The sequence below is a fragment of the uncultured Porphyromonas sp. genome (assembly GCF_915070105.1).
In the GTDB taxonomy this organism is placed as follows: domain Bacteria; phylum Bacteroidota; class Bacteroidia; order Bacteroidales; family Porphyromonadaceae; genus Porphyromonas.
The window spans coordinates 1-13470 of the sequence record NZ_CAJZFJ010000060.1; the positions used below are offsets into that span (position 1 = coordinate 1).

Here is a 13470-nt window from a genome sequence, read left to right on the forward strand (position 1 = left end):
TCGCCTTTGCTGACCTTGCGTAGCAGGCGACCCAGCTCCCGCTTGTTATAGGCTTTCGTACCGCTGATGGTCTCCTCGATCCAATCATCGATCCCTAGCTCTTGCCTCTGGCAGAAGTTGGTGATCTCGAAGCGTTGGTTCTCTACGGTCTGCTTATCGCTACTGACTCGTATATATCCGTATATCATAGTTGTACTGCTTATTGTGTGCTGGGGGAGGGGAGGGTAGCCTACCGAGAGTATCCAGTAGCGTAGGGGAGTGCCCCCCGCTATCGATCCTGAGCTCGGGGAACTCATGCCTATAGCTTGCTCTGGTGTGGTGGATAGGGGATGATGCTCCACCATCTGGGCTCCTAGGGCGATGCAGGCCTCTGGGGAAGTCTGCGTGAGCACGTGACCCTAGGGGGATACGTCCATCCAAAGGTAGGAAGATTTCACTGCGGCAGTCAGCCCCTTTCGCTGGAGGGGCATGTGGTCTCCTTCGGTATGCTCCTCCCTCAGGTACCTCAGGGGGATTATTTTGCCTCTAGTGGAGCCTATACCTTGGCCTCTAGCCTCTAGTCGTTAGCCCCGAGATATGTACCTGCGGGAGAGCCCCGCTGGGATGATACTTAGAGCGCTGTTGTGTACACGCGTGTACACTCTAGTGTACCCACGTGTATACAATGGTATACACACGTGTACACTCCCACCCTCCTAGATAGGCCGTGTATGCTCGGTCAAGCCTAGGTCTGGGGTACAGACGTAGCTATCTCGGGCAGGTGCTCCTCGGGCACTCTGTCCCCGACCTCTGGTGACTCCGTATGAGCCCTAGGCTCTACCCCGCTGGGGGACTCTGGGGGGAGTAGAATAGCTTTATTTTGTATCTTTACGTGCACTCTAGTTGCAACCCATTCACATTAAACTCAATATTCGATGAAACAATTCTTCAAGAAAGGGCTACTCCTAGCCTCGGCCTCCCTCATGCTCGCCTCACAGGCAAGGGCCGACAAGGGAATGTGGCTCCTCAACGAACTGACGAAGGAGAATATCGCACAGATGAAGGAGCTGGGCTTCCGCCTACCGATAGACTCCCTCTATAGCCTCGATAAGCCTAGTGTGGCGAACTCCGTCGTTATCTTTGGGCGTGGCTGTACGGGTGTCACCGTCTCAGGGCAGGGACTCGTCTTCACCAACCACCACTGTGGCTTCGATGCAATCCAGTCTCAGAGCTCTGTGGATCATGACTACCTACGTGATGGCTTCGTCTCGCAGAGCTTCACCGAGGAGCTCCCTATCGAGGGCCTTACCGTGAGCTACCTCATGGGGATCAGAGATGTCACAAAGCAGGTCCTAGCGGGTCTGAAAAAGCCCAAGGATGAGCTAGACCGTCTCTCCCAGATACAGAAGATCTGCGAGCAGATAGAGGTCACCGAGATGAAGAAGTACAAGAGCGACTACAAGCGCATCGAGGTACGCCCCTATTACTCCAATAATAAGTACTATCTGCTGACCTACGATGTCTTCCATGATGTACGCCTCGTCTTCGCTCCTCCGGGATCGGTCGGTAAGTTTGGTGGAGACACGGACAACTGGATGTGGCCACGCCACACGGGAGACTTCTCTGTCTTCCGTGTCTATGCGAATAAGGACAACCAGCCCAGTGCATACAGCAAGGACAACGTCCCCTTCCGTCCTAAGTACTTCGCTACCGTCTCTACCGAGGGCTATCAGAAGGGTGACTATGCTATGACCATTGGCTTCCCTGGCTCTACCTCCCGCTATATCCCCTCCTTCGCTATCGAGAATCGTATGAGGGATCAGAATGATCCTCGTATCGAGGTGCGTGGCATCAAGCAGGCTCTCTGGAGCAAGGCGATGAACGCCGACCAAGCTACCCGCATCAAGTATGCCTCTAAGTATGCCCGTAGCTCCAACTACTGGAAGAACTCCATCGGGATGAACCAGGCACTTGTTAAGCTCGATGTACTCGGGCAGAAGCGTGCCGAGGAGGCTGCCTTCGAGATGTGGGCTAATGAAGGAGGTAAGCGGACCAAGCAGTATCAGGGTATCCTCTCCGAGATGGAGGCTGCCTATAAGAAACTCGGGGGACTGCAGCGTGAGGCTATGTATCTCGGAGAAGCCTTCAACGGCACAGAGATCATCGCTCTAGCCTATGGCCTGAAGGATGTAAACTACAAGGATATGCAGAGCCAAGGAGAGAAGATCCGTGCAGGTATCGAGGACGTCTACAAGGACTATGTACCCAGCCTCGACGAACAGGTACTACCTGCTATGCTCGATGTCCTGCGCCAGCGTGTAGATCGTGAGCGTATAGCTCCTATCTTCAATCTCATCGATAAGGAGTATGGTGGCGATACCAAGGCCTACGCTAAGGACCTCTTCGCTAAGAGCATCGTCCCCTACAAGGACAAGGTGCTCGCAGCCGTACAGCGTCCTGACTTCACCGAGGTGCTCCATAACGACCCTGCCTTCAAGCTCGCTCAGCTCGCTCGTCTCATCATGATGCCCGTGCAGATGGCCATGAAGCCCCTCATGGAGCCCGTACAGCGTGGCAACCGTCTCTACTTCGCTGGCCGTAGGGAGATGAACCCAGACCAGCCCATGCCTAGTGATGCTAACTCCACGATGCGTATGAGCTATGGTACGATCAAGGGGTATAGCCCTGCGGATGCTGTGGAGTACGACTACTTCACCACGACACGTGGTCTGCTGGAGAAGTACACGCCTGGATCACCTGAGTTTGACATCTTCCCCTCCTTCCTAGAGCTCATCAAGAAGGGTGACTGGGGCCGTTGGGCAGACAAGGATGGTAAGCTCCATGTAGCCTTCATCTCCAATAACGACATCACAGGGGGGAACTCCGGTAGCCCCGTCTTTGATAAGAATGGACGTGTCTTCGGTCTCGCCTTCGATGGTAACTGGGATGCAATGAGTGGAGACATCGAGTTTGAACACAAGCTCCAGCGTACGATCGTCGTAGATATTCGCTACGTACTCTTTACGATCGATAAGTGGGGTAAGTGCCCACGCCTCATTCAGGAGCTCTCCCTGCGCTAGGGAGCTGATCCCGCACCCTAGGGACTGACCCTAGGGATAGAGTATAGACCTCCCTCCCTCCTCATGAATACTTGAGGACGGGGGGAGGTCTTGTATTTGTATCTAGCGGGGGATCTCCTCTTGGAGGATAGGTGGCTATCACCTGGCTGAGGATATAGATTTAGTGTCCGCATAACCTGCTCTGTATCAAACTCACCGAGCAGGGGAAAACGAACATACCGAGAGCGTCACTGCGCTCTAGGTAAGAGCGTCCTCGTCACCTTACATAGGTGATGAGGACGTTCTTTATAGGGGCGTATATGCGCTCTCAGTATGCTCACTTTAGGGGGCTCGAGATCGACCTGCTGGCTCAGCCTATTGACCCACCCTGAGGCTCATCGTCATCCCGAGGGAGAGTGGCTAGAGTGGTGGGGTCTGTTGGATGGGCTCTATTCAGAGGTGTATGTGGAGTGTACCCTCCCGACCTCCCAAGCGTTTCATGCCCTACCAATGGGTAGAGGATAACTCGTGTGGTGCGTGCGAAATAGCTATCTTTGTGCTGGCTGGGTCTAGTGTAGACCTAGTACTCACAACTTAATTATACTTGTTATGTCCATCATTAGAAGTATCCTAGACACCGACTTATATAAGTTCACGACGAGCTACGCTTACTCCAAGCTGTATCCTCGTGCCTACGGGCAGTTCCGCTTCATCGATAGAGGTAAGACCGTTTATCCGAAGGGCTTCGCTGAGGCTCTCCGAGAAGAGGTAAGGAAGATGTCTGAGCTGGCCTTGACACGTGATGAGGCTCTGTTCCTCTCTCGGGAGTTGCCCTACTTGCCCCCCACCTATATAGACTTCGTGAAGGGCTTTCGCTACGACCCCGAGGAGGTGACCATCACGCAGGACGAGGAGGGGCATCTCTCGATTGTGGCCGAAGGGCTCCTCTATCGAGTGACCCTCTGGGAAACACCCCTACTGGCGCTGGTCAGTGAGCTGTACTATAAGGTCAAGGGCATACAGCCCGATATGCAGTATGCCGAGGAGGCCATCATCCGCAAGGCTCGTAAGATGACTGAGGCGGGGATTGTCTTCTCGATGTTTGGGATGCGTCGCCGCTTCAGTGCCGATGTAGAGGACAGGATGACGCAGCTCCTCAAGGAACACTCGGGGACGAACTTCTACGGGACGAGCAACGTGTACTTCGCCTTCAAGCATCAGCTCCGTGTGTCGGGTACACACCCTCATGAGTGGATTCAGTTCCACGGGGCTATGTTTGGCTACAAGATGGCCAACTATATGGCGATGGAGGACTGGATCAATGTCTATGATGGTGACCTCGGTACGGTACTCACCGATACCTATACGACGGATGTCTTCATGCGTAACTTCAGTAAGAAGCACGCTATGCTCTTCACGAGCCTCCGACATGATAGTGGAGACCCACTGCTCTTCACCGACAAGGCCATCGCTCGCTACAAGGAATTGCGAGTAGATCCTACCATTAAGTACATCATCTTCTCAGATGGTCTTGACCCCGAGCGTGCCATCGAGATAGCAGACTACTGCAAGGGGCGTATCGGTGCTACCTTTGGTATCGGTACGAACCTCTCCAACGATGTGGGCAATGACGTCCGTCCGATGAATATCGTGATGAAGCTGTGGAAGTGCAAGATGACCGAGAAGGAGCGTTGGCACCCCTGCATCAAGCTGAGCGATGTGGACGGCAAGCATACGGGCGAACCCGCAGAGATACGTCTGGCACAAGAGACCCTTGGCCTCACTGTAGATGCCTAGCCTGGAGACTACCTCTAGGGGCGAGCAGGCAGGACGTCATGTCTGTCTGTACTTCGGCTCATTCAACCCCCTCCATCGTGCACACCTACAGCTAGCACGTTATATGGTGGAGCGAGGTCTGTGTGATGAACTGTGGTTTGTACTTAGTCCCCTGAACCCACTGAAGGAGGGACTTCGTCCTCTCCCCTTTGCTTGGCGAGCCCACTACCTCCAGCAGTCGATAGCGGGAGAGGATAGGCTGAGCCTTTGTCCTATAGAAGAGCTACTCCCAGAGCCGCACTATACAGTCAGGACGATACGTGCTCTGAAGATGCTCCATCCTACCACCTCCTTCTCGCTCCTAGTAGGAGGGGATAACCTAGGGCTGATCACGAAGTGGTATGCCTATGAGCGACTACTCCAGGAGGTACGCCTCTATGTCTACCCTCGCCCTGACTACCCCATAGATGAGGAGCTCCTCAGAGGGCTGAGTGGAGACATATATATATGCAGGGATGCCCCCGAGATACAGCTTGCAGCTACGGATATTCGCCGTGCTGCACTAGAGGGGATAGACCTCAGAGAAGAAACAGCTTGCCCCGAGCTCTGGGAAGAGTTAGTGGCACAGCTACGAGAGCTTGATACGAACTAGATTAAAGAAGAGACAAAAGGAAATGGCACATCACGTGACCCTCATCCCCGAATGGGCAGAGCAGGACCTCGTCCTCATCACCTGGCCCAATGCTACGATGGACTGGGCGTATATGCTCCCAGAGGTAGAGGCCTGCTACATAGAGCTAGCACATGCAATCCTAGAGTGGGAGGACCTACTCGTCCTAGCCCGTGACCCCGAGCATGTACGTACACTCCTCATGACGAAGCCTCTCAAGCATGAGCTCTTCGTCATGGAGATGGATAATAACGATACGTGGTGTCGGGACTATGCTCCCCTCTCGCTCATGGTGCGAGATGATGTGGGGAAGGAGCGTCCGATGATCGTGGACTTTACCTTCAACGGCTGGGGGATGAAGTTCCCAGCGAACAAGGATAACCTCGTCTCACGTGCCCTCTTCCTCTCTCGCTCGTTCGTAGCTGAGATGGGCTATACGAATGCCCTTAGCCTAACCTTCGAGGGGGGAGGGATCGAGTCAGATGGAGCAGGAACACTCCTAACGACCACGAGCGTCCTCTTCGAGCCCAATAGAAATGCCGGCCTGCAAGAGGATTCGCTACAAGCCTATCTACGAGATGTGCTGGGGGGTGACCGACTGATCGCCCTAGAGCATGGTGCGCTGGAGGGCGATGACACCGATGGGCATATTGATACCCTCGCACGCTTCCTCTCGCCCACGCAGATTGCCTACGTAGGTTGTACCGATGGGAATGACCTACATTACCACGCTCTACAGCGGATGAAGGGAGAGCTGGAGCAGCTCCGTACGGCAGAGGGGAAGCCCTATGAACTCATTGAGCTACCCCTGCCTCCTGCTATCTACGATGAGGAGGGAGATCGACTACCCGCTACGTATGCCAATTTCCTCTTCGTCAACGGAGCTCTGCTCGTACCTACATACAACGTAGAGACGGACGAGCTGGCCCTGGAGACGCTACGCCAAGCCCTACCTGATCATGTGATCGTGCCCGTATATTGCCGTCCCCTGATCAAGCAGCATGGTAGTCTACACTGTGCCACGATGCAGTTCCCCCATGGCTTTATGAACAAGAGCAAGTGGCGTGAGTAATGCTAGCATGTATAGCATAGACGCAACAGCAGTGAAGAGCTAAGGAAGTAATACAACAGCAATGAGCCAAAGAGAAAAGAGAATACTAAAGGTCGGCATCATACAGCAGGCTAATACCGCCGATCATAGCGATAACAAGCGTCGCCTCAGGGAGGCTATCCGTCGGGTAGCTAGTGAGGGTGCAGAGCTTGTCGTCCTTCAGGAGCTACACAATGGCCTCTACTTCTGCCAGACAGAGGATGTCGATACCTTTGACGAGGCCGAGAGCATCCCTGGGGAGAGTACGAGGGAGTTTGGTGAGCTAGCACGAGAGCTGGGTATTGTACTCGTCCTATCGCTCTTTGAGCGTAGGGCTGCTGGACTCTACCACAATACGGCTGTCGTTATGGATCGTGATGGCTCGATAGCTGGTATGTACCGCAAGATGCATATCCCCGATGACCCTGCCTACTACGAGAAGTTCTACTTCACACCTGGAGACCTAGGCTTCGAGCCTATTGAGACCTCGGTAGGACGTCTCGGGGTGCTCGTGTGTTGGGACCAGTGGTACCCCGAGGCTGCACGCCTCATGGCGCTCTCGGGTGCTGATCTCCTTATCTATCCTACTGCGATCGGATGGGAGAGCAGTGATGAGTCGGGCGAGCAGACACGACAGAGTGATGCCTGGCAGCTCGTACAGCGTGGGCATGCCGTAGCTAATGGACTGCCCGTGGTGACGGTGAACCGTGTAGGACACGAGGCTGATCCCTCTGGGCAGACTCGGGGTATCACCTTCTGGGGACGAAGCTTCGTAGCTGGGCCTCAGGGTGAGCTACTTGCAGAACTTGACCAGAGTGAGACGACTCGTGTTATCGAGATCGACCTAGCACGTAGCGAACGTGTGCGTCGCTGGTGGCCCTTCCTGCGTGATCGTCGCATCGATGCTTTCTCCGACCTCACCAAGCGTTATCGACGCTAGAAGAATATAGCCAGAGGATACGTTTAGTCTTGTGGAGCTATTATTATAAATTTGTAAGCCGTAGACAACCTCGTATGTAAGTGATCCATATACGAGCAAGAAGAGATACAAATGGAAACAGAGACCATATATCTGCTCCCCGATGTAGGAGCTCTGCCTGGGCTGGCACAGCAGTTCATCCAGGAGGTACTCCCCTGGGGGGATGTCTTTGCCTTCTATGCCCCCATGGGGACAGGGAAGACGACCTTTATCAAGGCTCTATGTGAGGAGCTTGGAGTCACTGATGTGATCAATAGCCCGACCTTCTCGATCATCAATGAGTATCGAGCAGAGCCCTCGGGCGAACTGATCTATCACTTCGACTGCTACCGACTAGAGCAGCTCTCTGATGCCCTTAGCTTAGGGGCAGAGGACTACCTACAGAGTGGTGCCCTATGCTTCATCGAGTGGCCAGAGGTAATCGAAGATATATTGCCCGCCGACACTGTGCATGTGACCCTAGAGGAGCTAGAGGGCGGAGTACGTAAGCTCACGGCACGCTATAGACGCACGGAGGACTAGGTATGTACTACAACCTATTCGAGACAGGGCGGACTCGCCAGCGAGGGAGTATCGAGGTGATCTGTGGCTCTATGTTCAGTGGCAAGACGGAGGAGCTCCTTCGCCGTCTCCGTAGAGCCAAGATAGCAGGGCTACAGGTCGAGATCTTTAAGCCTAGCCTGGACACTCGCTATGACGAAGAGCAGGTCGTCTCCCATGACCAAAATACGATCCCTTCTACCCCTGTAGACCATTCGTCGAATATCCTCCTCTTAGGCTCTGATGTAGATGTCGTCGGGATCGATGAAGCTCAGTTCCTCGATGACCATCTTCCCGAGGTCGTAGAGGCTCTTGCCGACCAAGGCATACGTGTAATCATCGCAGGGCTAGACCTCGACTTTAGGCGCAAGCCTTTCGGTCCTATGGCTGACCTCTGTGCTATCGCAGATTCGGTAGATAAGCTCCATGCCATCTGTATGGAGTGCGGCCACTGGGCCAACTATTCCTATCGCCTCGTGCTGGGTGAGCAGCAGGTAATGCTCGGCGAAGCTACCGAGTACAGTCCTCTATGTCGTACCTGCTACCTCAAGCACCTAAATACCACCACCGAAAAGTAAATCTCTACTACTTATAGAAGATATGAAATCACCCTGGACACTATTCGTCACCTCTACCTCTCTCCTACTTAGCCTCTCTCTCCTGCCTAGCTGCAGTATCTCTGTGGGGCAACGTACAACGATAGAGCAGGCTCATCAAGGGCAGTACATGAGTCCCACCCTAGGGGGGAAGCTATTCACCTCTGCCTGGATGCAACGCTCAGCAGAGTACAAGGCGCTCTGTCAGCAGGCCTACAACATCGCTACCGAACGTCTCCTAGCCGCTACCTCTGATCCTCGTAATAAGGGGAAGAAGTGGGCTATCGTCACCGATATAGATGAGACGATCGTAGATAATAGTGCCAACTCCGTGCATCAGGCTCTCAAGGGTAAGGACTACGAACAGGCCTCATGGGATCACTGGTGTGACCTCAGCGAGGCGGTGGCACTGTCTGGGGCAGTGGAGTTCTTTCGCCTAGCAGATTCGCTCGGTGTGTCGATCTACTACATCTCCAATCGTGATGAGGTCAATAAGCCCGGTACCAAGAGGAACCTTATCGCCCTAGGCTTCCCTCAGGTAGATGAGGAACACTTTATGTTCCGTGATGCCTCTCGGAGCTCGGACAAGACCGCACGACGTAGTGCCGTCCTACGCTCGCACGAGATCTTGATGCTGCTAGGCGATAACCTTGGGGACTTTGATCACATCTTCGACGTACGAGATGAGGAGAAGCGAGATGAGTCGGTCAAGGTCTTTGCTAAGGAGTTTGGTCGTCGTTTCATCGTCCTGCCTAACCCCAACTATGGTGCTTGGGAGCCTGCTATGAACGGAGGTTATCCTAAGCTCGAGGAGAAGGATGCTAAGCTACGTACGCTCCTTCGCTCCCATCGCGAGTAAGCACCCATAGAATAAGTCACTACACTATATACCTAAAGCCACTCTTCCATGCTCACTACACATCAATACGAGCAGATCGGACGTCTCATCCGTCGTGAGGTCGTCCCTGCTACTGGCTGTACAGAGCCAGCAGCTGTAGCCCTAACTGTTGCCTACGCAGCAGCAGTACTCCCTGGTACAGTACAGACGGCAGAGGTCCTGCTGAGTACCAATATGCTCAAGAATGCTATGGGCGTCGGTATCCCAGGCACTGGAATGTTCGGTATCCCCATCGCTATCGCTCTGGGGATTGTCCTTGCAGCTCCGGAGAAGCAACTTGAGCTCCTCGATAGCTTCTCTGATGAGGAGCTAGCAAGAGCCAAAGAGATTGTTGCCCAAGAGAAGATCTCTGTTCTCCTCAAGGAGGGGAGCAACGTGGACAAGCTCTACGTAGAGGTCATACTGAGGGACGAGGCTGGTCACACGGCTTGTGCTGTCCTCGAGAAGACCCATACGGGTATCTCTGCTCTCTCGCTGGATGGCGTGTCGTGCCTTGATCTCTTCGAGGTCGCAGCCTCCCCTTGTGGTTGTCCCGAAGAGATGCAGGCAGAGGCCGAGCCAGATATTCAGCTCTCCTTTGACCTCGTCTATGAGTATGCCCTCACAGCACCTCTTGAGGATATCCGCTTCATCTATGAGGCAGCCCTGCAGAACAAGCATGCCAGCGAGTTCTCTCTATCTCATAACTACGGGCACGCTCTAGGCAAGATGCTCCACAGCGACCTCGGTTTACAGTTCTTTGGTGATACACCCCTCACGCAGATGCTTGCCTCTACGAGCCTAGCCTGCGATGCTCGTATGGATGGTGCACCCGTCACCGTGATGAGCAACTCGGGGAGTGGTAACCAAGGGATCTCCTCGATGCTCCCAGTGCTGACCTTTGCACAGAGACAGGGACGCGACGAAGAGACCACGACCCGAGCAGTCATGATGAGTAGCCTACTCGTCGTGTACGTCAAGCAGCAGCTCGGACGCCTCTCGTGCCTCTGCGGTATGGTCGTCTCGGGTATCGGGACGGCTTGTGCTCTGACCTACCTCCTCGGAGGGACGAAGGAGCAGTCCATAGGCGCCGTCAAGAATATGATCGGTAATGTCGCAGGAATGATCTGTGATGGTGCCAAGCCTAGCTGTAGCCTAAAGGCCTCTACGGGCGTTAGCTCTGCTCTCATCTCTGCCCTCCTAGCTATGGAGGGGCATGCAGTCACCGCCAACGAAGGTATCGTCGAGGAGGATATAGACTGCTGCATCCGCAACCTCGCTGACCTCGGGCGTGATGGTATGGCCGAGACTGATCTGAAGGTACTGAAGATCATGACCAGCAAGGGGCGGCATGGCTAGTCTCCCAGCCTTCGGGACTTGGGAAAGTCTCCGTGCCTAGCATATAGAATACGATTAAGACAACTGATTGATGACAAATAGGACGCTTCTCTTTGCGCTCTCATTCCTCTTCTGCTCCCTAGTCGTCTGGGGCTGTGCGAACCAAGGTTCCCCCGAGGGTGGGCCATACGATACGCAGCCCCCTCGCCTAGTTAGTGCCCATCCTACACAGCATGCTACTGGGGTGAAGGAGCGTCGCTTCGTCCTGCGCTTCGATGAGTATGTCAAGCTCTCCTCGGAGCAAGACAAGATCATTGTCTCTCCTCCCCAGATCCAGCCTGCCCGTATTATGGCCAATGGTAAGAGCGTGGTCATCTACCTAGAGGATAGCCTAAGGAAGAATGCCACCTATAGCTTCTACTTCGGTGATGCCATCCAGGACAACAACGAGGATAATCCCCTAGAGGACTTTGGCTACCTCATCTCCACGGGGGATCACATTGACTCCATGCAGATCTCCGGGCAGATCGTAGATGCGCTGACCTATGAGCCCATCGCTGACCTTCTGGTGGGAGCCTATCCAGCCTCTTCGCTTACGGATAGTACGCTGGCTCGTGAGCTCTTCCCCTACGTCTCGAAGACCAACCGAATGGGACGATTTACCCTACGTGGGCTACCTGATACGACCTATCGGGTATTTGCTCTCAAGGATAATGACCGCAACTATAAGTACAATGAGCGGAGCGAAGGGCTTGCCTTCGACCGCACAGACTACCGCACTCTCCTGCGTGATAGCGTCCGTACCGACACGATCCGCATAGACTCTATCGTGAGGCGTGATACGCTGCACCGTGACTCGCTCGTCTCCTATCCCTATACCTTCTACTATCCCGACAACATCTCGCTAAGGTATTCAGTACCTACCCTTGTGCGAGAAGGGCTGGAGCGACATAGTCGCCTAGATAGCTTGGTCTGCAGGCTGGAGTTCCTCACGGAGCCAAAGCGTATCCCTCGTCTTCGTTCGCTGGATCGTCCAGGTACGGCTGATAGCCTCCTCTACTGGGCGACCGCTCGGGGGAGGGCAGTGGACTATTGGCTACGTGACCCCTCTCTGATCGCTCGGGATTCGGTACGCTTTGCTGTGACTTACCAGAGGACAGACTCCCTTTTCCGCCTAGAGGAGCGAACGGATACCTTGACCTTCCTTCGTCCTAAGGTGCGTGAGCGTAAGAAGAGTAAGGATGAGGAGAAGAAGTCCCTCCTACAGCTCTCCTTCGCAGGTGCGAAGGGGCTCCTAGCTGGTACGCCGAGTGATAGCCTAATCCTTACGGCGACACGCCCACTAGCGGCACTACCTCAGGAGGCTCTCCGGCTCGAGGTGACCCGTGACTCCACCACGACGAAGCACCCCTTCACATTACAGCAGGATAGCTTAGATCGTCTGCGCTATCACCTCCTCTTCCCTCGTAGCTATGGCGATAAGTTCGAGGTTCGGATCGACTCGGCTGCTCTTCGGGATATCTATGGTGTCGCCTCAGACTCCGTCGCCTTCACCCAATCCGTGGAGGCGGAGAAGGAGCTCGGGCATCTTACCGTCACCCTCAGTGGCATCAAGGAACATGCCCTCGTAGAACTCCTAGACAAGGGTGATCTCGTGCTGGCCACACAGCGTGCTCACCCCGCGACCTCCACCTCGGGAGCCAAGGGTAGGGCAGACTCCCTTCCCTCCTCTACGCTGGATGCAGACCCTGTCCTTCAGTCTCTGATCAAGAAGCAACTGGCTGGTGCTGATAGCCTAGCCTCTCCCCATCGAAGTGCTACATCTCAAGCCCTCTCCGATAGTGTTGCGAAGGCTGATACCCTTCCTGCTAAGGCTGTGGAGACCTGCCAAGTGACCTTCCATGACCTCAAGCCTGGTGAGTACTACCTACGTCTCATTATTGATGAGGACGCCAATGGTGCCTTTACTCCGGGGGATTATCCCAGTCGAGATCCAGAGCCCGTGTACTATTGTCCGCAGACCTTCGCCATAAAGAAGGGCTTCACCTCGGAGGAGAAGTGGGAGGTACATGCTACCTCACCTTTCCTCTCTAAGCCCGAGGCTCTACGTAAGGTCAAGCCCGATGAAGCAAAGAAGAAGCGGGAGGATAAGAACATCGAGTACTACAAGCGTTGGGGACGCAAGAAATAGCCCTGCATTTACCCTAATGTGCCACTGTGCACACCGAAGATCCCTCCATAGGTCGCTACGTCCTATGGAGGGATTATTCTTTGTGGAGCGGTGGTTCTCCTGCCTCAGGGTCTTGCTCGGTGATTACGTTCCCAAGGGACATATAGGGAGACTCCTGCACCGTCAGTCTAGGGGCTACGCATGATCTTAATCTCTTTAGTACACTCCATTCTTTGGTTCTTTGGGGATATATTTCATGTCTCAGGGAGCCTTAGCTGTATCCCTAGAGTGCCTAGATGTTAGCCCCGAGGAGAGCTGTATACAAGAGCTCTCCTGGGGAGATACTTAGAGCGAGGTAGTGTACACGCGTGTATACAGTAGTGTACACGTGGGTAT

The 13470-nt window shown here is 54.3% G+C and carries 11 protein-coding genes; 10 read left to right on the forward strand and 1 reads right to left on the reverse strand.

Annotated elements, in window-relative coordinates; all coding sequences use genetic code 11:
• Positions 1 to 188 (reverse strand): recombinase family protein (locus QZ554_RS06610; protein ID WP_297195219.1); only part of this gene is annotated, 188 nt, incomplete at its 3' end.
• Positions 189 to 914: 726 nt separating this feature from the next.
• Between QZ554_RS06610 and QZ554_RS06615 the strand changes: the two genes are divergently transcribed.
• The 10 genes from QZ554_RS06615 to QZ554_RS06660 all read left to right on the forward strand — a co-directional run bounded on the left by QZ554_RS06615 (position 915) and on the right by QZ554_RS06660 (position 13095).
• Positions 915 to 3059 carry a S46 family peptidase gene (locus QZ554_RS06615; RefSeq protein WP_297195221.1) on the forward strand — a complete coding sequence of 715 codons (2145 nt, stop codon included), beginning with the start codon at positions 915 to 917 and terminating at the stop codon, positions 3057 to 3059.
• A gap of 588 nt (positions 3060 to 3647) precedes the next feature.
• Positions 3648 to 4835 (forward strand): nicotinate phosphoribosyltransferase, encoded by a 1188-nt coding sequence (pncB, locus tag QZ554_RS06620; RefSeq protein WP_297195223.1) that lies wholly within the window; start codon positions 3648 to 3650, stop codon positions 4833 to 4835.
• Positions 4828 to 5466: a nicotinate-nicotinamide nucleotide adenylyltransferase gene (locus tag QZ554_RS06625; protein WP_297195225.1), complete on the forward strand. Its 639-nt coding sequence runs from the start codon at positions 4828 to 4830 to the stop codon at positions 5464 to 5466. The genes pncB and QZ554_RS06625 overlap by 8 nt, the downstream gene beginning before the upstream one ends.
• 22 nt (positions 5467 to 5488) lie before the next feature.
• A complete protein-coding gene (locus QZ554_RS06630; protein WP_297195226.1) occupies positions 5489 to 6556 on the forward strand; it encodes an agmatine deiminase family protein in 1068 nt (355 codons plus the stop codon).
• Positions 6557 to 6617: 61 nt separating this feature from the next.
• Positions 6618 to 7514: a carbon-nitrogen hydrolase gene (locus QZ554_RS06635; protein ID WP_297195228.1), complete on the forward strand. Its 897-nt coding sequence runs from the start codon at positions 6618 to 6620 to the stop codon at positions 7512 to 7514.
• Positions 7515 to 7625: 111 nt separating this feature from the next.
• The gene (tsaE, locus tag QZ554_RS06640) at positions 7626 to 8075 is read left to right on the forward strand and encodes a tRNA (adenosine(37)-N6)-threonylcarbamoyltransferase complex ATPase subunit type 1 TsaE (RefSeq protein WP_297195230.1); all 450 of its coding nucleotides are present in this window, start codon (positions 7626 to 7628) and stop codon (positions 8073 to 8075) included.
• Between the two features lie 2 nt (positions 8076 to 8077).
• Complete coding sequence (locus QZ554_RS06645) at positions 8078 to 8671, forward strand: thymidine kinase (protein WP_297195232.1); 594 nt, start codon at positions 8078 to 8080, stop codon at positions 8669 to 8671.
• Positions 8672 to 8693: 22 nt separating this feature from the next.
• Positions 8694 to 9548 carry a 5'-nucleotidase, lipoprotein e(P4) family gene (locus QZ554_RS06650; RefSeq protein WP_297195234.1) on the forward strand — a complete coding sequence of 285 codons (855 nt, stop codon included), beginning with the start codon at positions 8694 to 8696 and terminating at the stop codon, positions 9546 to 9548.
• 48 nt (positions 9549 to 9596) lie between these two features.
• On the forward strand, positions 9597 to 10925 hold the full coding sequence (locus tag QZ554_RS06655; protein ID WP_297195235.1) for an L-serine ammonia-lyase, iron-sulfur-dependent, subunit alpha: 1329 nt from the start codon (positions 9597 to 9599) through the stop codon (positions 10923 to 10925).
• Between the two features lie 70 nt (positions 10926 to 10995).
• Complete coding sequence (locus QZ554_RS06660; RefSeq protein ID WP_297195237.1) at positions 10996 to 13095, forward strand: Ig-like domain-containing protein; 2100 nt, start codon at positions 10996 to 10998, stop codon at positions 13093 to 13095.
• Positions 13096 to 13470 lie beyond the last annotated feature (375 nt).